General features: G+C 64.6%; 16 protein-coding genes and 1 pseudogene. 9 read left to right on the forward strand and 8 right to left on the reverse strand.

The genetic code is table 11. From position 1 onward, the window contains the following. Nucleotides 1-347: 347 nt before the first annotated feature. Both EO139_RS06215 and EO139_RS06225 read left to right on the forward strand, forming a co-directional pair. Nucleotides 348-2,786, forward strand: a complete 2,439-nt coding sequence (locus EO139_RS06215; protein ID WP_180708160.1) for a glucose/quinate/shikimate family membrane-bound PQQ-dependent dehydrogenase — start codon at nucleotides 348-350, stop codon at nucleotides 2,784-2,786. 713 nt (nucleotides 2,787-3,499) lie between these two features. Further along, nucleotides 3,500-5,368, forward strand: a complete 1,869-nt coding sequence (locus tag EO139_RS06225) for a methyl-accepting chemotaxis protein (RefSeq protein ID WP_126969761.1) — start codon at nucleotides 3,500-3,502, stop codon at nucleotides 5,366-5,368. A gap of 327 nt (nucleotides 5,369-5,695) precedes the next feature. On the opposite strand, the gene pgeF is transcribed toward EO139_RS06225, so the two are convergent. Together pgeF and rluD are read right to left on the reverse strand one after the other, a co-directional pair. Continuing rightward, on the reverse strand, nucleotides 5,696-6,511 hold the full coding sequence (gene pgeF / locus EO139_RS06235; RefSeq protein ID WP_126970025.1) for a peptidoglycan editing factor PgeF: 816 nt from the start codon (nucleotides 6,509-6,511) through the stop codon (nucleotides 5,696-5,698). A gap of 1 nt (nucleotide 6,512) precedes the next feature. Next, complete coding sequence (gene rluD, locus EO139_RS06240) at nucleotides 6,513-7,508, reverse strand: 23S rRNA pseudouridine(1911/1915/1917) synthase RluD (RefSeq protein WP_104583640.1); 996 nt, start codon at nucleotides 7,506-7,508, stop codon at nucleotides 6,513-6,515. Between the two features lie 120 nt (nucleotides 7,509-7,628). Here rluD and EO139_RS06245 point away from each other — a divergent pair, with 120 nt between their 5' ends. Together EO139_RS06245 and EO139_RS06250 are read left to right on the forward strand one after the other, a co-directional pair. After that, on the forward strand, nucleotides 7,629-8,510 hold the full coding sequence (locus tag EO139_RS06245) for an outer membrane protein assembly factor BamD (protein ID WP_104583641.1): 882 nt from the start codon (nucleotides 7,629-7,631) through the stop codon (nucleotides 8,508-8,510). Nucleotides 8,511-8,847: 337 nt separating this feature from the next. Beyond that, nucleotides 8,848-9,834, forward strand: coding sequence for a hypothetical protein (locus EO139_RS06250; RefSeq protein WP_126969763.1), 987 nt, complete (start codon nucleotides 8,848-8,850; stop codon nucleotides 9,832-9,834). 9 nt (nucleotides 9,835-9,843) lie between these two features. On the opposite strand, the gene EO139_RS06255 is transcribed toward EO139_RS06250, so the two are convergent. The 4 genes and pseudogenes from EO139_RS06255 to sucC form a co-directional block, all read right to left on the reverse strand. After that, nucleotides 9,844-11,484, reverse strand: coding sequence for an NAD+ synthase (locus tag EO139_RS06255; protein ID WP_206515124.1), 1,641 nt, complete (start codon nucleotides 11,482-11,484; stop codon nucleotides 9,844-9,846). Nucleotides 11,485-11,517: 33 nt separating this feature from the next. Beyond that, nucleotides 11,518-11,877: pseudogene (locus EO139_RS21545) on the reverse strand (DUF559 domain-containing protein); the annotation flags it as partial. Nucleotides 11,878-12,399: 522 nt separating this feature from the next. Continuing rightward, nucleotides 12,400-13,275, reverse strand: a complete 876-nt coding sequence (sucD, locus tag EO139_RS06265; protein WP_047124757.1) for a succinate--CoA ligase subunit alpha — start codon at nucleotides 13,273-13,275, stop codon at nucleotides 12,400-12,402. Between the two features lie 24 nt (nucleotides 13,276-13,299). Further along, entirely contained in the window at nucleotides 13,300-14,469 is a 1,170-nt protein-coding gene (sucC, locus tag EO139_RS06270; protein ID WP_016901264.1) for an ADP-forming succinate--CoA ligase subunit beta, read from the reverse strand. Nucleotides 14,470-14,700: 231 nt separating this feature from the next. Here sucC and EO139_RS06275 point away from each other — a divergent pair, with 231 nt between their 5' ends. Both EO139_RS06275 and EO139_RS06280 read left to right on the forward strand, forming a co-directional pair. Further along, entirely contained in the window at nucleotides 14,701-16,314 is a 1,614-nt protein-coding gene (locus EO139_RS06275) for a HAMP domain-containing sensor histidine kinase (RefSeq protein ID WP_104544483.1), read from the forward strand. 192 nt (nucleotides 16,315-16,506) lie between these two features. Continuing rightward, nucleotides 16,507-17,901 (forward strand): sigma-54 dependent transcriptional regulator, encoded by a 1,395-nt coding sequence (locus tag EO139_RS06280; RefSeq protein ID WP_164739749.1) that lies wholly within the window; start codon nucleotides 16,507-16,509, stop codon nucleotides 17,899-17,901. 297 nt (nucleotides 17,902-18,198) lie between these two features. On the opposite strand, the gene pilB is transcribed toward EO139_RS06280, so the two are convergent. Beyond that, nucleotides 18,199-19,935, reverse strand: coding sequence for a type IV-A pilus assembly ATPase PilB (pilB, locus tag EO139_RS06285; protein WP_126969771.1), 1,737 nt, complete (start codon nucleotides 19,933-19,935; stop codon nucleotides 18,199-18,201). A 137-nt stretch (nucleotides 19,936-20,072) separates the two neighbouring features. Beyond that, nucleotides 20,073-20,504: a pilin gene (locus tag EO139_RS06290; RefSeq protein WP_043922199.1), complete on the reverse strand. Its 432-nt coding sequence runs from the start codon at nucleotides 20,502-20,504 to the stop codon at nucleotides 20,073-20,075. A gap of 348 nt (nucleotides 20,505-20,852) precedes the next feature. Between EO139_RS06290 and EO139_RS06295 the strand changes: the two genes are divergently transcribed. Genes EO139_RS06295 through coaE form a run of 3 tightly spaced genes read left to right on the forward strand, consistent with a single transcriptional unit; the run spans nucleotide 20,853 to nucleotide 23,616 of the window. Further along, nucleotides 20,853-22,109 carry a type II secretion system F family protein gene (locus EO139_RS06295; protein WP_126969773.1) on the forward strand — a complete coding sequence of 419 codons (1,257 nt, stop codon included), beginning with the start codon at nucleotides 20,853-20,855 and terminating at the stop codon, nucleotides 22,107-22,109. A 6-nt stretch (nucleotides 22,110-22,115) separates the two neighbouring features. Further along, entirely contained in the window at nucleotides 22,116-22,979 is an 864-nt protein-coding gene (locus EO139_RS06300; protein ID WP_126969775.1) for an A24 family peptidase, read from the forward strand. A gap of 13 nt (nucleotides 22,980-22,992) precedes the next feature. Further along, nucleotides 22,993-23,616, forward strand: a complete 624-nt coding sequence (gene coaE / locus EO139_RS06305) for a dephospho-CoA kinase (protein ID WP_126969777.1) — start codon at nucleotides 22,993-22,995, stop codon at nucleotides 23,614-23,616. The last annotated feature ends 224 nt before the right edge of the window (nucleotides 23,617-23,840 follow it).

Consider the following 23,840-nt stretch of genomic DNA (forward strand, 5'->3'; position numbering starts at 1 on the left):
GCGCCAGCCACCAGGACCGCCTGAGCTCACTGGCACTCTTCATCCCTGCGGTTTTAAGCACTTTCCGCGCTGCGATGCACGGCCTGAACACTGGTTCCCATTCCGTCACGGACACGAGCGTCGTTGCGGTCTAAAATATTCACATGAGTAGCGCTGAGAACCTGGGAGGGGCTGCGCGTTCATATCCGGACGTTCTTGTTTAGGACGTTTTAGTTAGAACACGGGCCGCCCTTCGCCAGCCTGTGATCTTTCTCCCTCCACGACTCGCCATCGCCTGCCGGTGCCTGGGTCCTTCCTGACATCTCAAAATGACTGATCAATCCTCAAAACGTGGACTAGGCACCTGGTTGCTGGTGGTCTATGCCGTGGTGATCGCCGTGCTCGGTGCGGTGCTTGCCTACGAGGGCGGCCGCCTGGTCGCCGTCGGTGGTTCCTGGTATTACCTGCTGGCGGGCATCGGCCTGTTCCTGGCCGGCGTGTTGCTGGCATTGGGCAAGCGTGCCGGCCTGTGGCTGTTTGGTGCAACCCTGGCGGCCACCATCGCCTGGGCGCTGTGGGAAGTGGGCCTGGATGGCTGGGGTCTGGTCCCGCGTCTGGCCTGGCTATCGGTGCTGGGGCTGGTGCTGCTGCCGTTCTGGGGCGTGGCCCGTCGCCGCATGCAGCCGTTGTCGGGGCTGGGCTATGTGCTGGTGACCGGCGTGCTGCCGATCCTGGGTGCGACGCTGATCCTGTGGCCGTTGCTGGCACCGCGCAACGTCGAACTGGCTGATGCCTCCAAGCTGCCGGCCGAGAACGCGACGCCCTTTAGCCGCGGCAACGTACCCAGCCCGGACGGCAACGTCGCGGCCAATCACGATGCCAGCAACTGGACCGCGTATGCCGGCTCCAACCTGTCCAACCATTACACCCCCGGCGCGCAGATCACCCCGGAAAACGCCAAGGACCTGAAGGTGGCCTGGGAGTTCCATACCGGTGACCTGAAACCGGCCGGCTCCAAGCTGGGCTATGCCTTCCAGAACACCCCGCTCAAGGTCGGCGACCTGCTCTACATCTGCACTCCGACCCAGAAGGTGATCGCGGTGGAAGCGGCCAACGGCAAGGAGCGCTGGCGCTTCGACCCGCAGACCAATCCGAAGGCGATGGCCGGCGTTGCCGCCACCACCTGCCGCGGCGTGTCCTACTACCAGGCGCCGCAAGGCACCGCCGAGTGCCCGACGCGGATCTTCTGGCCGATGGTCGATGGCCGCCTCGGCGCGCTGGACGCGCAGACCGGCAAGCTGTGCACCAGCTTCGGCACCAACGGCTTTGTCGATCTCAACGCCGGCACCGGCAACACCAAGCCGGGCTTCGTCGGCCCGACCTCGCCGCCGGTGGTGATGCGCGGCGTGGTGATCCAGCCCACCGGCCAGGTCCGCGACGGCCAGGAAGGCGATGCGCCGTCGGGCGTGGTGCGCGGCTTCGATGCGCTCACCGGCCAGCTGCGCTGGGCCTGGGACCTGGGCAACCCGGCGATCACCGCCGAGCCGCCGGCCGGGCAGACCTACACCCGTTCGACCCCGAACGTGTGGTCGCTGATGTCCGCCGACGACGAGCTGGGCCTGGTGTATCTGCCGACCGGCAATGCCTCGGGTGATTTCTTCGGCAAGGGCCGCACCCCGCAGGATGAGGAATACACCGCTTCGCTGGTTGCGGTGGATGCGGCCACCGGCAAGGAGCGTTGGCACTTCCGCACCGTCAACCACGACCTGTGGGATTACGACATCGGCCCGCAGCCGAACCTGGTCGATTGGCCGGTGGCCGGTGGCGGTACCCGCCCAGCGGTGATCCAGGCCACCAAGTCCGGGCAGGTGTTCGTGCTGGACCGCGCCACCGGCGCACCGCTCATGCCGGTCAAGCAGATCGCCGTGCCGCAGGGCACCGATCACGGCGACTGGACCGCGGCCACGCAGCCGATCTCGCCGGGCATGCCCAATACCGTGGGCGCGCCGAGCCGTGACTACGAAACCATTATCGAATCCGATGCCTGGGGCATGACCCCGTTCGACCAGCTGGCCTGCCGCATCCAGTTCAAGCAGCTGCGCTACGAAGGCATGTTCACCCCGCCGACCCTGCAAGGCTCGCTGGCCTTCACCGGCAACCACGGCGGCATCAACTGGGGCGGCGTCTCGGTCGATCTGCAGCGCGGCATCATGGTGATGAACAGCAATCGCCTGCCCTACACCCTGCAGGTCTACACCCGCGAAAAGATGAATGAGCTGGGCGTGGTATCGGTGTTCGACGGCAAGAGCAAGACGCCCGGCTACATGGCGCAGAAGGGTCTGGCCTACGGCGCCCGCAAGGAGCCGTGGATGTCGCCGCTCAACACACCGTGCGTGGCACCGCCGTGGGGCTACATCTCCGGCGTGGACCTGCGCACTCAGCAGGTGATCTGGCGCCGTCCGCTGGGCACCGGTTACGACCAGGGCCCGATGGGCATCCCGTCCAAGACCAAGTTCGAGATCGGCACGCCCAACAACAGCGGCTCGCTGGCCACCGCCGGCGGCGTGACCTTCATCGGCGCGTCCCTGGATGATTTCATGCGCGGCTTCGACACTCGCACCGGCAAGCAGGTCTGGGAGACCCGCGTGCCGGCTGGCCCGCAGGCCGCGCCGCTGAGCTACACCATCGACGGCAAGCAGTACATCGTGGCCGCGGTGGGCGGACACGACCGCATGGAAACCAAGTCGGGCGACAGCGTGATCGCCTGGGCGCTGCCGGACGAGGCAGGTGCCAAGCCGGCGAAGTAAGCCGGTGTAGCGTCAGCTAGTTAGGTATCGATAGACCGGCCATCGTGAGATGGCCGGTTTTTTTTGGGGATTCGGGATTGGGGATTCGGGATTGGGGAATCGGGAATCGGGAATCGGGAATCGGGAAAAGCGTCTTCCTGTCGCTGTTGGGTTGGGCTGGGCCTGTGGGTCGCCTGATTCCCCGATTCTCCATTCCGCTCTTCGATGTCTTTTCGTGGCGTTTCGCTGATCTGGGTCTGTAGGGCACCTGATTTCCTATTTCCTATTTCCTATTTCCGATTCCCGATTCCCTATTCCCTATTCCCTATTCCCTATTCTCGATTCCCGATTCTCCATTCCCGGTTCCCGCGCCTTGATGTGTATTCGTGGGGTCGCGCTGATGGCGCTGCGGCCAGTCTTGGTCACCGGCACGCGATCAGATGGCGTGGAGTCGAGGTCTACGAAGTGTTGACGGCAGCCATCGATATTTCACGTGAAATTTACAATTTGGAGGCGGGTGTCTAGTCACACCTCACGGCTCTGCGGTGTACCGGGCGGTGCTGAAACCGCTTCCAAATCAACTACATCGGGGTTCTCAGGGGTACGGCCGACAGATTCCGACGAACGGTAATTTCACGCCGTCATGATTCGGGCTCGGCCGCCGATACCCCATAGCAGCCCATGCAGTGCAGGACAGCGCTCCCCACTCCGAATCACTCCGTTGGACTCAGCCTATGTCGCCCTCATTCGATGCCACTGCCGTCTCCCGCCCGCCTTCCGGCCGGAGCCTCGCGCGTCTCACCAGGGCCACATGGCTGCCTGTCGCTGCACAGATCGGGCTGCTGGCCCTGCTCACGCTCTACGCCGCAACGCTGCTGCCCGGCGGCGTCTGGGCCGGGTTGGCGCGCCTGCTGCCGGCGCTGCTGGTGCTGGCCGCGGCAAGTGCGGGGCTGTGGTGGTGGTCGCGCCGCCGCAACGTCGCGCAACTGCAACAGGCCGTCGGCACGGTGACGGCCATCGGTGACGGGCACTTCCAGCGCCTGGACCTGCGCAACGCAGCCGGCGAGCTCGCGCCGTTGCTGCATGCGCTGCAGGCGACCCAGGACAGGTTGGCCATCCGCCTGGATGTGATGGAACAGGGCCTGCGCCACGGCCAGTTCGTGATCAAGGCGCTGGACGACCTGGACACCATGATCCGCATCGCCGACGACGATGGCCAGGTGCTGTTTGCCAACCGCAAGCTGCTGGCGATGCTCAAGCTGATCGAGCCGGATGTGCAGAGCTTCCGCCCCGGCTTCCATGCCGAAGGGTTCGTCGGCGGCAGCATCGGCGACATCTATCCCGACAGCCAGGCCGCGATCGACCGCATGCGCGCATTGACCGCCTCCAAGGCGGTGCGCGCGCCGTTCTTCGGCCGCCAGATCGACTTCGTCTACAGCCCGATCATCGCCGCCGACGGCGCCAGGCTGGGCACCATCGCACAGTGGGTGGACGTCACCGCGCAGGTCAACGCCGAGCAGACGCTGATCCAGATCATCGATGCCGCCGCGGCCGGCGATTTCAGCCGGCGCATGCAGATCGACGGCATGGACGGCGTACTGCTGTCGCTGGCCCAGGGCATCAACCGCATCTACGACTCGGTGGAAACCCACCTGGCCGCGTTGGCGCGCGTGATCGGTGCCCTGGCCGACGGCGACCTCACCCAGCGCGTGGACGGCGATGCGCACGGCATCTTTGCGCGCCTGCGCGACGACACCAACCAGACCGTGACCCGTCTGACCGAGATCATCGGCGGTATCCAGATCGCATCGGACACGATCCGCCGCGCGGCGGTGGAAATCGCCGCCGGCAACACCGACCTGTCCGAGCGCACCGAGCAGCAGGCCGCCAATCTGGAAGAAACCGCCAGCTCCATGGAGGAACTCACCTCCACCGTGAAGCAGAACGCCGACAGCGCGCTGCAGGCCAACCGGCTGGTGGTGGGCACCGGCGAAGTGGCGCAGAACGGCGGCCAGGTGATGGACGCTGTGGTGTCCACCATGGGCCAGATCAGCACCGCCTCGCGCAAGATCGGCGAGATCATCGGCGTCATCGACGGCATCGCCTTCCAGACCAATATCCTGGCGCTCAACGCCGCGGTGGAAGCCGCGCGCGCTGGCGAGCAGGGCCGCGGCTTCGCGGTGGTCGCCTCGGAGGTGCGCGCCCTGGCGCGGCGCTCGGCCGATGCGGCCAAGGAGATCAAGACGCTGATCGCCGACTCCACCGACAAGGTCGAACTCGGCTCGGGCCTGGTGCACCGCGCCGGCGCGACCATGCGCGAGATCGTCGGCTCGGTCAAACACGTCACCGACATCATGAGCGAGATCACCGCCGCCAGCGCCGAGCAATCCAGCGGCATCGAACAGGTCAACCGCACCGTCGCGCAACTGGACGAAGTCACCCAGCGCAACGCGGCATTGGTGGAAGAAGCCACCGCCGCCGCGCGCAGTCTGGAAGAACAGGCCGTGGAGTTGGCCGATGCGGTGTCGATCTTCCGCCTGCAGCCTGCGCACGGCAGCACCCCGAAAGCAGTGCACGCAAGTTTCGGAAACGCAGCCGCGTAAGCCGCCGGCACGGAATCACCGTAGGAGCGCACCTGGGCGCGATAAGGCTTTCCCGGTAACGCCCCATCGCGCCCAGGTGCGCTCCTACACCTGTCTGCCATCCCATCCAGCACGCGCGACCGACCAACGCTGCGAATCAGCGAGCCGTCGTGAAAATCGCCACGCTACGTAGGAGCGCACCCGGGCGCGACGAAGCATTACCAGTAAGCCCATCGCGCCCATGTGCGCCCCACATCGGGCTACGGCGCTAGTCCAGAAACCGCGCGTGCTGCTCCGGCGCAGGCAACTGCGCGAACGCGTCCAGCCCCAGCACGAACAACGGCATGCTCAGGGCGCGATCCAGGCCAGCGTGGCCATGCGTCCGCTACGGCGGTCGCGACGATGCGAGAAGAAGCGTTGCGGCTCGGAAATGGTGCACAGCCCGCCGCCGTGGATGGCGCTGGCCGGCACACCGGCACGCTGCAGGCGCTGACGCGCCAATGCATACAGATCCACCCGCCAATGCCCCGGGCGGGTCGCAACGAACGCGGCGCGTGCCTGCGCATCGTGCGCGACGAAGGCGTTGAACACGTCTTCGCCGATTTCGTACGCCTGCGGTCCCGCTGCCGGCCCCAACCAGGCCCTCACCTGCTGTGGCGGCGTGCGCATCGCCGCCACGCTGCGCTCCAGCATTCCGTCGGCCAGGCCGCGCCAGCCGGCATGCGCGGCGGCCACTTCGCTGCCATCCCTGGCCGCGAGCACGACCGGCAGGCAGTCGGCGGTGAGGATCGCCAGCACCACGCCGGGCACCGCGGTCACCGCTGCGTCGGCAACCGGTTCCTGCGCTGTTGGGGCGACAGTGCCTGCGGCACGCACCCACTCGCCGGGCGCAGGCGCAGGCGCATCGACGCGCAGCACCTCCACCCCATGCACCTGACGCAACCACTGCGGGGTGCCGGGCAGTGCCAACGCCTCGACCAGCAGCGCCCGGTTGCGTTCCACCTGCTCGGGCACGTCGCCCTCGGCACTGTTGCGGTTGCCGAGGTTGAGCGTGTCGAACGGCGCCAGCGAGCCGCCCAGGCCGTAGCGCAGCGTGGTCAGCGCATGGATGCGCGGCGGCGCCGGCCAGTCGGCCGGCAGCACGAAGGGCGCGGCGGCGGCCATGTCAGCGGCGTGCCAGCTCGGCGGCGCGCGCACTGTCTTCACGCAGCGCGGTCATCAGACGCTGCAGGTCCGCCGGCACCGGCGCGCTGGCGCGCACCGGCTCGCCGCTGACCGGGTGCAGGAATTCCAGGGTTTCGGCATGCAATGCCTGGCGCTTGAAGGTACGCAGCTCGTGCACCAGTTCGTCGCTGGCGCCCTTGGGCAGCTTCAGCGCGCCGCCGTACAGCGGGTCGCCGACGATCGGCGATTTCAGGTGCGCCATGTGCACGCGGATCTGGTGGGTGCGCCCGGTTTCCAGCCGGCATTCCAGCGCGGTATGCGCGCGGAAGCGCTCGCGCAGGCGGTAATGGGTGACCGCATCGCGGCCGTCGTCGCGTACCGCCATCTTCAGCCGATCGCGCGGATGGCGGTCGATCGGCGCATTGGCGGTGCCGCCGGAGACCAGCGCGCCCACCACCACCGCCAGGTACTGGCGATGCACATCGCGTGCGGACAGCTGCTCCACCAGCGCGGTCTGCGCCTGCACGGTGCGCGCCACCACCATCACCCCGCTGGTGTCCTTGTCCAGCCGGTGCACCACGCCGGCGCGCGGCACCGCCGCCAGCGCCGGATCGCGGAACAGCAAGGCGTTGACCAGGGTGCCGTCCGGGTTGCCGGCACCCGGGTGGACCACCAGCCCGGCCGGCTTGTCGATCACCAGCACCTGCTCGTCTTCGTACAGCACGCTCAGCGGGATGTCCTGCGGCGCGGCATGGGTCTGGGTTTCCAGCACCACCTGCACCTGCACGCTCTCGCCGCCGCGCAAGGTGTCGCGCGGGCGCGCCATTTCCCCGTTCAGCAGCGCATCGCCGGACTTGATCCACTCCGACAGGCGCGAACGCGAAAATTCGGGAAACAGCTCGGCCAGCACCGCGTCGAAACGGCGTCCTGCGGCGTTGTCGGGCACGATGGCCTGGCGGATGGACGGGTCGAGGGGGTCGGCAGATGGGTCGGACATGGACACAGGCACTCGGGCAAAAGCGGGAATTTGGGGGTCCGGGCGGCGGGAGTCAGTCGCCGGACAGGCCACTAGGCTATCATCGCGCTCTCGTTTTCCTGATGCGTCCTGCCCAGACCCATGATCCGACGGTCCACGTTTTCCGCGCCTGCGCGCCTGATTGCCCTCATGCTGGTCATGGCGTTCGTCGTCACCGGCTGCCACCGCGGCGCCAAGGACAAGAATCCCGACGAGGGCATGCCGGTCGAGCAGCTCTACGGCAAGGGCCACGACCTGATGGAGAAAGGCAACTGGGCCGGCGCCGAAGCCAGCTACAAGCGCCTGATCGCCCAGTACCCGTATGGCCCGTACACCGAGCAGGCGATGATCGAAACCGCCTACGCTCAGTACAAGGCCGGCAAGCACGACGACACCGTCTCCAGCGTCGACCGCTTCATCCGGACCTACCCGACCCATCGCAACATCTCGTACCTGTATTACCTGCGCGGGCTGGCCAACAGCAACCGCGACACGGTGTTCCTGCGCCGCGTCTGGTCGCTGGACCCGAGCCGCCGCGACCTGTCCTCGCCGCAGCAGGCCTACAACGACTTCAACACCGTGACCGACCGCTACCCGAACAGCCGCTACGCGCCAGATGCGCGCAAGCGCATGATCGAGCTGCGCGACGTGTTCGCCCAGCACGAACTGGACAACGCGCTGTACTACCTGCGTCGCAATGCCTGGGTGTCGGCGGCCGGTCGCGCCAACTACCTGCTGGAAACCTATCCGCAGAGCGCCTACCAATACGACGCTGTGGCGGTGCTGGCCGAGGCCTACACCCACCTGGGCAACAAGACCCTGGCCGCCGATGCCCGCCGCGTGCTGGAGCTCAACAGCCCGCAGCATCCGTGGCTGACCGGCAATTGGCCGAAGTACCCGTGGGCCATCCGCAAGCTCAACCCGTTCGCCGGCGAGAAGTCCGCCGCCACCGGTCAGCGCAATGCACAAATGAGCCGCGACTGAGCGATCAGCCGCCGGTGTGATGAGAAGGGGCCGCAAGGCCCCTTTTCTTATTGCGGCAATGCCGCTGCCGCAATGCCGGTGGCAGCGGCGCGGCTGAGTGTCGCAGGCGCCTGCCGTGCCTGACGACAGCCAGGCCCGATCGAGCGACAGATCGATCGTCCCGCACTACGGACGTGCACGCTTGCACACCACGCGTCCTCGCGCCGCCGAGCGCGCTTGCCTGCGGCAGTCGCGTTCACCTCGCCAGACCTGGCACCAGGTCACCGAACCGCGCCTGCGCGCTGCCTATACTCGGCCTCGGGAAGCTCACTCCCGCTGACGCCCGCCAGGAGGCCGCATGACCCGTTGCATCATCCCGTTCATGCTTGGCCTGCTGCTGGCGGCAATGACCACCACCGCCACCGCGGCTCCCATCGTCTACGGCGTCAACGCCCACGACAGCCGCTCGGCCTACCCCATCGCCCAGGCCGAGGCCCGCTTCAAGCTGCTGGCCGCGCGCAATCTGCACAGCTACCGCTTCGATGTGGACCCGCGCGATTACGCCACGCTGGATGCGCTGGTCCCGCTGGCGCGCAAGTACGGCATCACGCTGCGCCCGATGGTGTACCCGATGTCGCGCGAGATCGGTTACCAGCTGGCGCGTCGCTATGCGGCCGACATCAAGGTCTGGGAGATCGGCAATGAACAGGATCTGGTGCGCGCCGAGGCCGATGCCCGCATCGCGGCGATGACCACGATGTACCTGGGCATGCGCCAGGCCTCCAACGAACTGGGCGCCGGCCTGCGCTTCACCATCAACATCACCGCCTGCAACAGCGACGACCGCAGCGCCAACGCACGCTGCCCGGGTGACCGCAATGGCTCGCTGTGGTTCCTGGCCAAGGCCAAGGCGGCCGGCTTCAACTTCGACCACATCAGCTTCCACTACTACGCCTTCCACCAGGACGCCGGCTACTGGAGCACGTTGTATCTGGGCCAGCTGCGCACCGCCGCGCAGACCTACAAGACGCCGGTGTTCTTCAACGAGCTGAACTGTGCGGAGATCTACACCGGCAACACCACCGGCGGTGCGGAAGGCGACCGCGGCTGCTACGACAGCCTGGCGCAGCTGCTGCGCAACGTGCGCGACAACTACGCCGACGTGGTGTCCGAGGTGAACGTCTACGAATTGCTGGACCAGACCAGCATCGAGGGCGCCGAAGGCCATTTCGGCCTGATGTACGACCTGACGCGGCCCAAGCCGACCCTGGACCTGCTCACCCGCTTCGCCCAGGCGCCGGCCGCCGCAGCGGTGGCCAATGCGCCGGACGACCGACCGCAATAGCCAATCGGGCTACTGGCCAGAATACCCATTGGTGATCGGGTAACGCCGCTCGCGACCGAACGCGCGCCGCGACACCTTCGGCCCGGGCGCGGCCTGGTGGCGCTTCCATTCGTTGAGCCGCACCAGCCGCAGCACGTGTTCCACCGTATCGGTGGCGTAGCCAGCCGCGACGATGTCGTCGCGCGACTGCTCCTGGTCGACGTAGCGATACAGGATCCCGTCCAGCACATCGTAGGGCGGCAGCGAATCCTGGTCGGTCTGGTTGTCGCGCAACTCGGCCGAGGGCGGGCGCGAAATCACTGCCGGCGGAATCACCGGCGCCCCGCCCACGGTATTGCGCCACTTGGCCAGGCCGAACACTTCGGTCTTGTACAGGTCCTTGAGCGGGGCGTAGCCGCCGCACATGTCGCCGTAGATGGTGGCGTACCCCACCGCGTATTCGCTCTTGTTGCCGGTGGTCAGCAACAGCCCGCCGAACTTGTTGGACAGCGCCATCAGGATCACCCCGCGGCTGCGCGACTGCAGGTTCTCTTCGGTGATGTCCGGCTGGGTGCCTTCGAACATCGGCCCCAGCGCGGCGAGCAGGCCTTCGAACGCCGGCTCGATCGCGATAGTTTCCAGCTTGACGCCCAGCGCGCGGCATTGCTCGTCGGCCAGGTCGTTGGACAGATTGGCCGTGTAGCGCGACGGCAGCCGCACCGCGGTAACGTTGTCGCCGCCCAGCGCGTCGACCGCCATCGCCAGCACCAGCGCCGAATCGATGCCGCCGGACAGGCCCAGCCACACCTTGCTGAAACCGTTCTTGCGGCAATAGTCCTGCAGCCCGCGCACCACGGCGCGCCAGGCCAGCGCATCCATGCTTTCGTCGCCGTCGTCCACCCACACCACCGGAGTGAAGCTGCGCTCGCCGGCGGCGTAGTCCACCACCAGCCACTGATCGACAAACGCGGCGGCGGCCGGATGTACGGTGCCGTCGCCATCGGCCACCACCGAGGCGCCGTCGAACACCAGCGCATCCTGCCCGCCGACCACGTTGAGATAGGCGATCGCCGCCCCGCTCTCGCGGGTGCGCTCGGCCAGCAAGGCATCGCGCTGCGCATGCTTGCCGCGCTCGTAGGGCGAGGCGTTGGGCACCAGCACCAGCTCGGCGCCGGCCTGCACGGTCCTGGCCAACGGCTCGACAAACCACAGGTCCTCGCAGATCACCACGCCCACCTGCACGCCCTTGACCGTGACAACGCAGTTATCGCCATCCGGGTCCACGTCGAAATAGCGGCGCTCGTCGAATACCGCGTAATTGGGCAGCTCGCGCTTGCGGTACGTCGCTTCGATGCGCCCGTCGCGCAACACGCTGGCGGCGTTGTAGACCACGCTGCCGGCACTCTGCGGCCAGCCGACCACCGCCACGACCCCGCGCGTGCTGGCGGCGATGCGCGCCAGCGCTTCCTCGCAATGGGCCAGAAAACCGGGCCGCAGCAGCAGATCTTCCGGCGGGTAACCGCTGATCGCCAGCTCGGGAAACAGCACGATGTCCGCACCGAACTCATCGCGCGCTGCCGCGATGAAGTCGATGATGCGATCGGTATTGCGCGCCACGGCACCGACCGGAAAGTCGAACTGCGCCATGGCAATGCGGAGCGTCTGGGACATGTCAACGGCCTTGTGCGTGTGTTTTCCGAAGCACGGAAGCGGAAAGGGAGGACGAGCCGCAAGCAGACCTCGCGCGATCATCTCGCAGACGTCGTCGCCACTCGCCAGCACCGCATTATTCCAGAAGCGCAGCACCTGGAAGCCCTCGCGGCGCAGGAAAGCATCGCGCGTGGCATCCGCACCCGGCAGCAGGTGCTGGCTACCGTCGATTTCGACGATCAACGCCCGGGCAAGGCAGACGAAATCGACGATGTAGGGCCCGATGGGGACCTGACGCCGGAACTTGAAGCCGAGCAGACGCCGATCTCGCAACCGATACCAAAGCGCGCGCTCGGCGGCGGTCATCTCACGACGCAGGCGCTTGGCGAATCCGGTCTTGGCGGCGTGGCGCATCGACATTCTCGGCAGGAGGATGGCCACGGTGACTGGTGCCGCCCGGGTGGCGCCATCGGTGTCGATGGCACTTTGGCGTCGGAGATCGCCGCGCGGGAAGCGCCCTCACCCCTACCCCTCTCCCGCAGGCGGGAGGGGGGATGTCGCTGCCGGCGGGGGCTTGGGCAGCGGCAGTTGCCTGACCACGGTGTGCTCCGTCGATTTGCCGGAGAACGACAAACCTGGCGTGCTTGAGAACATGACCGGGCTCTTGCTCTTGCTCCTGCTCCTGCTCCTGCTCCTGCTCCTGCTCCTGCTCTTGCTCCTGCTCTTGCTCCTGCTCTTGCTCCTGCTCCTGCTCCTGCTCTTGCTCCTGCTCCTGCTCCTGCTCCTGCTCTTGCTCTTGCTGTAGCTGTTGCTCCCTTCTCCCGCCTGCGGGAGAAGGTGCCCGAAGGGCGGATGAGGGGATGTTCCAAACGCCCACAAAAAAGGCCGCCCGAAGGCGGCCTCTCTGACGCTCACACGCTTGCGCGCGCGGCGTGCTTACTTCACCAGCGCAGCAATCGCCGCACCCAGATCGCCCGGCGAACGGACGGTCTTGACGCCAGCGGCTTCCATCGCCGCGAACTTGCCTTCGGCAGTGCCCTTGCCGCCCGATGCGATCGCACCGGCGTGGCCCATGCGCTTGCCGGCCGGAGCCGAGGCACCGGCGATGAAGCCGACGACCGGCTTCTTCACGAACTGCTTGATGTACTCGGCGCCAGCTTCCTCGGCGTCGCCACCGATTTCGCCAACCATGATGATGCCTTCGGTCTGCGGATCTTCGTTGAACAGCTTGAGGCAGTCGACGAAGTTCAGGCCGTTGATCGGATCGCCACCGATACCGATGCAGGTGCTCTGGCCCAGGCCCACTTCGGTGGTCTGCTTGACCGCTTCATAGGTCAGGGTGCCCGAACGCGACACGATGCCGATCTTGCCCGGCTTGTGGATGTGGCCCGGCATGATGCCGATCTTGCACTCGCCCGGGGTGATCACGCCGGGGCAGTTCGGCCCGATCAGCACGGTGTCCGGATGCGAGCGGGTCAGCACGTTCTTGACGCGCAGCATGTCCAGCACCGGGATGCCTTCGGTGATGCAGACGATGACCTTGATGCCGGCCGCAGCCGCTTCCAGGATCGCATCGGCCGCGTACGGCGGCGGCACGTAGATCACCGACGCGTCTGCGCCGGTGGCCTTGACGGCATCGGCCACGGTGTTGAACACCGGCAGGTCGATATGCGTGGTGCCGCCCTTGCCCGGCGTCACGCCGCCGACGACCTGGGTGCCGTACTCGATCATCTGAGTGGCGTGGAAGGTGCCCTGCTGGCCGGTGAAGCCCTGCACGATCACCTTGGTGTTCTTGTTAATCAAAACGGACATGGATAGTTCCTTCGGTGTCGTGAATCAGGCGGCGTTCTTGACAGCTTCGACGACCTTCTTGGCACCGTCGTTGATGTTGTCGGCCGGGATGATGGCCATGCCGCTGTCGCGCAGCAGCTGCTTGCCTTCTTCCACGTTGGTGCCTTCCAGGCGCACCACGACCGGAACCTTGACGCCCACTTCCTTGACCGCCGCGATGATGCCCTCGGCAATCATGTCGCAGCGGACGATGCCGCCGAAGATGTTGACGAAGATGCCTTCGACCTTGTCCGAGGACAGGATCAGCTTGAATGCCTCGATGACGCGCTGCTTGTTGGCGCCGCCGCCCACGTCCAGGAAGTTCGCCGGCTCGCCGCCGTTGAGCTTGATCACGTCCATGGTGGCCATGGCCAGGCCGGCGCCGTTGACCATGCAACCGATGTTGCCGTCCATGGTGACGTAGTTGATGTCCAGCTCCGACGCGGTCACTTCGGTCTCGTCTTCCTGCGTCTTGTCGCGCATGGCGACCAGCTGCTTCTGACGGAACGCGGCGTTGTCGTCGCTGTCGAACTTGCCGTCCAGCGCGTACAGGTTGCCGTCGTCCAGGATGGCCAGCGGGTTAATTTCAACCAGCGCCAGGTCCTTTTCGTTGAACAGGCGATACAGGTTCACCATGATGCTGGCGAACTGGCCGGCCTGCTTGGCGGTCAGGCCGAGCTTGAAGCCGAAATCGCGGCCGTGGTAGCCCTGCACGCCTTCGACGAAATCGACGTTGAGCGAGTGGATCAGCTCCGGCGTCTCGGCGGCGACCTGCTCGATCTCCACGCCACCCTCGCTGGAGGCGATGTAGGTGATGGTCTTGGTGCCGCGGTCGACCAGGATCGACAGGTACAGCTCCTTGACGATCTCGCCGGCGGTGGTCACCAGCACCAGGTTGATCGGCAGCTCGACGCCGGCGGTCTGGTAGGTGGACATCTTGGTGCCGAGCATCTTGGCCGCTGCGGCCTTCACGTCGTCGGTGGTCTTGCAGAACTTGACGCCGCCAGCCTTACCGCGACCGCCCGCGTGGATCTGCGCCTTCACCATCCAGGGGCCCTTGCCCAGGGAATTGGCGACTTCAACCGCTTCGTCCGGGGTCGCCGCGACCTTGCCGGCCGGAACGGGGATGCCGTACTCGGCAAGCAGCTGTTTTGACTGGTATTCGTGGAAATTCATGCGTCACCGTGGGAAAAGGAAACGACCGCTGCGTGCAACGCAGACCGCCAGGGCGGCACGTCAAGAGACGCGAACGGGCCGCCTATTGTGGCCGACCACGCCGTGCGGCGCAAAAGTCGGCCCGAGTGCCCCGCCGCTGGCGGCGCTTGCGTCCAGCCCGGCACTGTGCGCAAGCGCTGCGTGGGCCGCGCACCTGCCTATACTCGCCGCTTGCGCCCGCGGGGAATCGGTTTGCCATCCAGCCCATCGCTTATCGACCGGATCCAGTCCGCGCCACAGCGCGAGCTGTACTTCTTTTCGCTGTACCGGGTGCTGGTGGCCGGGCTGATCGCCGCACTGGTGTTCAGCCCCCTGTCCGACGCGATCCCCGAGCCCCGCTACCCGCGCCTGGCGGCCGGTGTGGCGATCGGCTACCTGGCGATGGCCATCCCGCTGCTGTTCCGGGGACGCAACGAGCGCCGCCTGACCGCCACCGTGCTGTGCGCGGTGATCGCCGACATCCTCGCCGCGACGCTGGCCACGCATGCGCTGCCCGGCGCCAGCGCCGGCATCGCGATGATGCTGCTGTTCAATGTCGCCGCCGCCTCGATCCTGCTGCGCCTGCGCTATGGCATGAGCATTGCCGTGCTCGCCAGCGCCGCCACCGTGCTGGAGTACCTGTGGACCGTGCTGGAAGGCGGCGGCGCCACCCGCCCGATCGCCGAACTGGCGATGTTCGCCACCAGCTATGTCGCAGTGGCCTTCATCTGCGAACAGATCGCCTCGCGGGCGCGCCGCAATCAGGTGCTGGCCGAGGAGCGCGGTGCGCAGGTCGCCAATCTCTACGAGATCAACGAGCTGATCATCCGCCGCATGCGCACCGGCGTGCTGGTGGTCGATACGCACAACCGCATCACCCTGGCCAACGAGGCGGCGCTGGCGCTGCTCGGCGATGGCGACCAGCGCAACGCCCCGGTCGACCTGTCGCTGGCCGCGCTCACCCCGGAGCTGGCGCGCCGCCTGCAGCGCTGGCGCAGCGGCTGGCGCCAGGAAGAGGCCCCGCTGCAACTGGGCGCCGACCGCCCGGAAGTCCAGCCGCGCTTCGTGCGCCTGCTCGCCGACAGCGACCTGGTACTGGTGTTCCTGGACGATGCCAGCGTAGTGTCGCGGCGCGCCGAATCGCTCACCCTGTCGGCGATGGGACGCTTTTCGGCCAGCCTGGCGCATGAGATCCGCAACCCGCTGGCGGCGATCAGCTACGCCTCGCAATTGCTGGAAGAATCCCCGGACATCGGCGATGCCGACCGCCGCCTGCTGCAAATCATCCACCAGCAATGCCAGCGCACCAACGGCATCGTCGAAAGCGTGCTTGCGCTGGCCCGGCGCGAACGCGCTAACCCGGACAACCTGGACCTGGCCGCGTTCGTGCGCCGCTTCGTGATCGAGTACCGGCAGACCCTGTCGATGGAAACCGACATCCTGGAAGCAAGCATTCAAGGCGCGTCCGTGCATGCCCTGGTCGACCCCAAGCACCTGCACCAGATCCTGACCGCGCTGGTCCACAACGCGCTCAAGTACGGCCGGGTGATGGACGAGCCGGCGCGGGTGAAGCTGCGCGTCGAACGCCTGGAGCGCATGGCGGTGATCGATGTCATCGACCGCGGCCCGGGCATCCCCGAGACAGTGGCCGCACAGCTGTTCCGCCCGTTCTACACCACCTCCGAGCACGGTACCGGGCTCGGCCTGTACATCGCCCAGGAGCTGTGCCGCGCCAACCAGGCGCAACTGGACTATGTGTCGGTGCCGGGCGGCGGCGCCTGCTTCCGGATCCTGTTGCAGGGGCCCAACAGCCTGCTCGGGAAATGAGCGGGATCGTTGCGTCACGCCTGCAGCAAGCCCATGGCGCATCTGCCTGCAACGGCGCTGCATTCGTGTATCTGCGGTCAGCCGCTACGCTTCGTGCGTCCCGCCGCGCCCGTTGTTTGATCATGTGAATCGTTGGGCCCGCACTCGGCCGGCAATTGTCGACTGTCATCGCCCTGGGCTATCGTGCGCCACATGAACGAACCGAAAAGTGCCCTGGTTGTCGATGACGAGCGTGACATTCGCGAACTGCTTGTTCTCACCCTGGGCCGGATGGGCCTGCGCATCAGCACCGCCGCCAACCTGGCCGAAGCGCGCGAGCTGCTGGCCAACAATCCCTACGACCTGTGCCTGACCGACATGCGCTTGCCCGACGGCAACGGCATCGAGCTGGTCACCGAAATCGCCAAGCACTATCCGCAGACCCCGGTGGCGATGATCACCGCGTTCGGCAGCATGGACCTGGCGGTGGAGGCCTTGAAGGCCGGTGCCTTCGATTTCGTCAGCAAGCCGGTGGACATCAGCGTGCTGCGCGGCCTGGTCAAGCACGCACTGGAATTGAACAACCGCGACCGCCCCGCTCCGCCGGCGCCGCCGCCGGAACAGGCCAGCCGCCTGCTGGGCGATTCCAGCGCGATGGAAAGCCTGCGCGCCACCATCGGCAAGGTGGCGCGTAGCCAGGCGCCGGTCTACATCGTCGGCGAATCGGGCGTGGGCAAGGAGCTGGTCGCCCGCACCATCCACGAACAGGGCGCCCGCGCGGCCGGCCCGTTCGTGCCAGTCAACTGCGGCGCCATCCCCGCCGAACTGATGGAAAGCGAGTTCTTCGGCCACAAGAAGGGCAGCTTCACCGGCGCGCATGCCGACAAGCCCGGCCTGTTCCAGGCCGCGCATGGCGGCACGCTGTTCCTGGACGAAGTGGCCGAACTGCCGCTGCAGATGCAGGTCAAGCTGCTGCGTGCAATCCAGGAAAAATCGGTGCGCCCGGTCGGCGCCTCCAGCGAGTCGCTGGTGGACGTGCGCATCCTTTCGGCCACGCACAAGAACCTGGGCGATCTGGTCTCCGATGGTCGTTTCCGCCACGACCTGTACTACCGCATCAACGTCATCGAACTGCGCGTGCCGCCGTTGCGCGAACGCGGCGGCGACCTGCCGCAGCTGGCCGCGGCAATCATCGCCCGCCTGGCGCACAGCCATGGCCGCCCGATACCGCTACTGACCCAGTCCGCGCTCGACGCGCTGGACCAGTACGGCTTCCCGGGCAACGTGCGCGAGCTGGAAAACATCCTCGAACGCGCCCTGGCCCTGGCCGAAGACGACCAGATCAGCGCCACCGACCTGCGCCTGCCCGCCCACGGCGGCCACCGCCTGGCCGCCACCCCCGGCAACGCCGCCGTCGAACCGCGCGAAGCCGTGGTCGACATCGACCCCGCCTCGGCCGCCCTGCCCTCGTATATCGAGCAGCTGGAACGCGCCGCGATCCAGAAAGCGCTGGAAGAGAATCGTTGGAACAAGACCAGAACCGCCGCGCAGCTAGGCATCACGTTTCGTGCGCTGCGCTACAAGCTCAAGAAGTTGGGGATGGAGTAGAAGGGCCGGGAATGGGGAATCGGGATTGGGAAATCGTAAAAGCGAGTTCGCTTCGTTCGCTCGTCCTTACTGCTCCGTTCTGACCTCTATGTCTCCTTGAGCATTGAAGACGGCATTCATGGCCTGATGCTGTTCTCACAATAAAAAACGGCGCTCCTCTTACGAGGAAGCGCCGTTTTTTTGGCCTTCGCAACTTTGCCCAGTCTCAAAACCGTCGAGCAAAAGCTTGGGGGGAAAAGGATTACCGCTGTAGCCAGCTTCTCCGATTCCCCAATCCCGATTCCCGATTCCCGACCCTCAGTCCTTGGTTACCCGATTGATCTCGGCCAGGCTGGTCACCCCGTGCGCGGCCTTGACCAGCGCAGACTGGCGCAGGTCGCGGATGCCGATCTTCTGCGCGGCCTCGGCGATCTGCATCGCGTTGCCGCCTTCCAGCACGATCGCGCCAATCTCGTCGGTCATCGGCATCACCTGGTAGATACCGGTACGGCCCTTGTAGCCTTCGGTGCACTCGTCGCAACCGACTGCCTCATACAGCTCGATACCGGCAGCGAGCTGCTCTGCAGTGAACCCCTCCGCCAGCAATGCATGCTCGGGCAGGCTCGATCTGCGCTTGCAGTTGTTGCACAACCGTCGCGCCAGACGCTGCGCAATCACCAACGTCACCGACGAGGTGATGTTGTACGGCGCAATACCCATGTTCATCAAACGCGCGATGGTCTGCGGCGCATCGTTGGTGTGCAGCGTGGACAGCACCATGTGACCGGTCTGCGCGGCCTTGATCGCAATCTCGGCCGTTTCCAGGTCGCGGATTTCGCCGACCATGATGATGTCAGGGTCCTGGCGCAGGAACGAGCGCAACGCCGCCGCAAACGTCATGCCGCGCTTGTTGTTCTGCTGCACCTGGTTGACGCCAGGCAGGCGGATTTCGACCGGGTCCTCGGCAGTGGAGATGTTGCGCGTCTCGTCGTTGAGGATGCCCAGCGCCGTGTACAGCGACACCGTCTTGCCCGAACCGGTCGGCCCGGTCACCAGCACCATGCCGTAGGGCTTGTGGATCGCCTCCAGGAACAGCTTCTGCTGGTCCGCCTCGTAGCCCAGCTTCTCGATACCCAGCTTGGCCGCGCTGCCGTCCAGGATACGCAGCACCACCTTCTCGCCGAACAGCGTCGGCAAGGTGCTGACACGGAAGTCGATCTGCTTGGTCTTGGACAGGTTGAGCTTGATGCGCCCGTCCTGCGGCACCCGTTTCTCGGCGATATCCAGCTGCGACATCACCTTCAGGCGCGCCGCGATGCGCTGGTTCAGCTTCACCGGCGCCTTGGCCACGTTCTTCAGCAGCCCGTCGATCCGCAAGCGCACCCGATAGTCGTCTTCATAGGGCTCGAAATGGATGTCGGAGGCTCCCCGCCGGATCGCATCCACCAGCACCTTGTTGACGAACTTCACCACCGGCGTGTCGTCGCCCTTGGCATCGACTCCGGCATCCCCGCCGGCGCCCATGTCCTCGTCCCCGGCCGACACGTCCAAATCCCCCATGTCGTCATCGTCGTCACCGAGCGATGAGCCAAGCGACGCATTGCTGGCCTGCCACTGCTCCAAGGTGCGACGAATCTGGTCCTCGTCGACCAGGATAGGCTCGACCACCAGGTTCGTATGGAACTTGATATCGTCCAGCGCCCTGGTCTGAGTTGGGTTGCTCACCCCCACGAACAACCGGTTGCCGCGCTTGAACAAAGGCAGCACCTGATATTTCTGAAGCAACTCTTCACTGACTAGCTTGACCGCATTCTGGCTGGCGTCGAACGCCGACACATCAAGTAGCGGCATACCGAACTCGACAGCGTTGGCTGCAGCTAGCTGAGCAGCCGTCACCAACTTTTTCTCAGAAAACCATTGGGGCAACGGTACTTTGGCACTACCCGCCTGATCCATTGCAGATCGTGCAGCAGCCTCCTCTAGAACACCGTCTTGGACCAAGCGCCTGGCGATTCCTGTTATGCCAACGAGATTGACAGAAACTCCAGCACTCATCTTACACCCCCAATTTGCGTACCCTAAGCTGACAGAACTCTAGAACGGTACTGTTGGAATCGATCAACTTGCCGTCAAATAAGGACAAGGCCCCGAAAAAGCGGGGCCTTGCCATCAAAATCCACTCACTTATTAGATCAGCCAGCGGTACGGCAGCTTGCCGGGACATGCTTAGCTTCACCAGCGGTGTAGCTGCAAGCCCATGTAATCGGCGAGTCTTTATCAGCCTGCGTGGGGGTAAGCTTCAAGATCGGCTCAACTTTTGCGCCAGTGTTCTTGGAAGTACCGGTGACCACACCATTGGCGATGACCACGCTTGCCACCTTATCGGTAGTTTGCCCGGAGTATCCAGCGGCGGTGTTGTTAGTAACGGCAGTTGCCAGAATACCTTGAGACTGGGCAGTCTCAGCTACCGCCAGCTTAGCTGCAGACATAGCAATCATGGTTTCGCTGACTTTGCTTCGAATGGTGTAATCCTGATATGCCGGAAGAGCAATGGCGGCTAGGATCGCGATGATGGCAATAACAATCATCAATTCAATAAGAGTAAAACCTTGCTGCTTTTTCATTTCCATCCCCAGAGTTAAGTAGATTAATTCCTCAGACTTGATTTAGCTAAACCTCCCCAAGCCTTAGGGTCCTGCAGGCCTACGATATGCACCTTTCATGCCAATTTCCGCGCATCACCGTATAGCCCTACATGGCTCATCATGCCAGACCGCCTGGCGGTGTAAATAGGCAGCTCTCTCAATTGAGATTGAGCAAACAGTGTGACGCAGAAGGTCACTTTTCGCCGCTAATGCGCCAGAGTTGGTCAAAAGGCAGCCTAGACTTGGCGTAGCCAGGGGATGTATACCGCGGTGAAACCCGCTACTATCTGCCGAATTACGGCCTGGGGTGGCCGACGGGGAAAGCAAATGTCAGCGGCACGACACGCTATGAAAAAGCAAGTGGCAGACAGGGGTAGCCAAATGCAGTCGTTCCTCTGGGAGGGGACGGACAAGCGCGGTGTTAAGATGAAAGGCGAACAGAGTGCTCGCAATGTGAATATGTTGCGAGCCGAACTTCGTCGTCAAGGGATCATGCCCTCCTCCGTGAAGGCCAAGCCCAAACCGCTCTTTGGTGCAGCCGGAAAAAAAATTACGCCAAAGGATATTGCGTTCTTCAGCCGCCAGATGGCCACGATGATGAAGTCGGGCGTCCCAATTGTTGGCTCATTAGAGATTATTGGCGGAGGACATAAGAACCCGAGAATGAAACAGATGGTTGGTCGAATCCGAACTGACATTGAGGGCGGATCCTCACTCCATGAAGCGATCAGCAAGCACCCCGTACAATTCGACGAACTTTATCGCAACCTTGTAAGAGCGGGCGAAGGAGCGGGCGTATTAGAAACAGTCTTAGATACAGTTGCTAGCTATAAAGAAAATATCGAGGCCCTAAAAGGGAAGATAAAAAAGGCTTTATTCTATCCCGCCATGGTTGTCGCGGTAGCGATCATAGTCAGCGCAATTCTTCTTATTTTCGTCGTACCTCAGTTTGAAGAAGTTTTTAAGAGCTTTGGAGCTGAGCTGCCGGCTTTTACACAAATGATCGTAAATGCATCGCGCTTCATGGTTAGCTACTGGTGGATTATGCTTATCGCAGGAGTAGGCTGTGCCGCGGGATCAATCTTTGCTTATAAACGCTCACCCCGTATGCAGCACAGCATGGATCGACTGATTTTGAAATTCCCGATTATTGGTCAAATCATGCACAACAGTTCCATTGCGCGTTTTGCTAGAACCACTGCTGTTACTTTCAAAGCGGGCGTTCCACTAGTTGAAGCGCTCGGCATCGTAGCAGGCGCCACCGGCAACAAAGTGTACGAAGAAGCCGTGCTACGCATGCGGGACGACGTGTCGGTTGGCTATCCGGTCAACATGGCAATGAAGCAGGTCAACCTGTTCCCCCATATGGTGATCCAGATGACCGCAATCGGTGAAGAAGCAGGCGCACTGGATACGATGTTGTTCAAAGTTGCCGAGTACTTCGAGCAGGAAGTCAACAATGCCGTTGATGCGCTCAGCAGTCTCCTTGAACCACTAATTATGGTGTTCATCGGTACTATCGTAGGCGGCATGGTCATCGGCATGTATCTTCCGATCTTCAAACTTGGCGCAGTGGTGGGTTAAGACGTAATGGCATTTCTCGACCAGCATCCCGGTCTCGGCTTTCCCGCCGCGGCCGGACTGGGACTGCTGATCGGCAGCTTCCTGAACGTGGTGATCCTGCGCTTGCCCAAGCGCATGGAGTGGCAGTGGCGGCGCGATGCGCGCGAGATCCTGGAGCTGCCGGACATCTACGAGCCACCGCCGCCAGGGATCGTGGTGGAGCCGTCACATGACCCGGTCACCGGCGACAAGCTCAAGTGGTGGGAGAACATCCCGCTCTTCAGCTGGCTGTTGCTGCGCGGCAAGTCGCGCTACAGCGGCAAACCGATCTCCATCCAGTACCCGCTGGTGGAGTTGCTGACCTCGATCCTGTGCGTGGCCAGCGTCTGGCGCTTCGGCTTCGGCTGGCAGGGCTTCGGCGCGATCGTGCTGAGCTGCTTCCTGGTGGCGATGTCGGGCATCGACCTGCGCCACAAGCTCTTGCCGGACCAGCTGACCTTGCCGCTGATGTGGCTGGGCTTGGTCGGCTCGATGGACAACCTCTACATGCCGGCCAAGCCCGCCCTGCTGGGCGCGGCGGTGGGCTATGTCTCGCTGTGGACGGTGTGGTGGCTGTTCAAGCAGCTCACCGGCAAGGAAGGCATGGGTCACGGCGACTTCAAGTTGCTGGCCGCGCTCGGCGCCTGGTGCGGATTGAAAGGCATTCTGCCGATCATCCTGATCTCCTCGCTGGTCGGCGCCATCCTCGGTTCGATCTGGCTGGTGGCCAAGGGCCGCGACCGCGCCACCCCGATCCCGTTCGGCCCCTACCTGGCCATCGCCGGCTGGGTGGTGTTCTTCTGGGGCAACGATATAGTCGACGGTTACCTGCACTTCGCAGGCCTTCGTTGACCGGGCTACGGCGATGAGCGACTTCATCGTCGGCCTCACTGGCGGCATCGCCTCCGGCAAGAGCGCCCTGGCCGCCGAATTTGAGAAGCTGGGCGTGCCGGTCATTGATGCGGATTTCGTTGCGCGCCAGGTCGTGGCGCCTGGCCCCATTCTCGACGCCATTACCGAGCAGTTCGGCCGCGAGATTCTGTTACCGGATGGAACACTGGACCGCCAAGCGCTGCGCAAGATCGTCTTCGCCGATCCAGCCCAACGGAAAGCGCTGGAAGCGATCACCCACCCGGCCATTCGTGCAGAACTGCAGCGCGCCGCGCTGGCAGCAGTGGGCCCTTACACGGTCGTCGCCATTCCCCTGCTGACCGAAGCGGGCGGACGAGCGACCTATGCCTGGCTGGACCGCATTGTTGTCGTCGATCTGCCGGTGTCGCTTCAGCATGCTCGCCTGATGCAACGCGACGGGATTACCGCAACACTTGCCGATCAGATGATTGCCGCGCAGGCATCTCGCGCACAACGCTTGGCGATTGCCGATGACATCGTCAGCAACGAAGGCAACACGGACCAGTTGGCGCAACAAGCGCAACGGCTGGATGCGACCTACAGGGCAATGCCACAAACGCATCGCATCGGGCGCTGACGTCCACGGCCAGGCACCCACGATGCTCCCACGGTCAGCCGGCTGCCATGATCGGCGGCGATTTCATTGGCACACGCTGCATGGCGTTCGTTCCCTCCGCGCACCGCTCCTCCGGCATGCGTGGCATGTCTCCCAGGCAGCTTGACGCAGTCGAAGCCAATCAACGCCCTGACACCGACCGCATTTAGTTGCTGCATTGACATTGCAAACAACCAGTAGCAATC

It is taken from the genome of Xanthomonas sp. BRIP62411, assembly GCF_003993525.1.
Lineage (GTDB): Bacteria > Pseudomonadota > Gammaproteobacteria > Xanthomonadales > Xanthomonadaceae > Xanthomonas > Xanthomonas euroxanthea.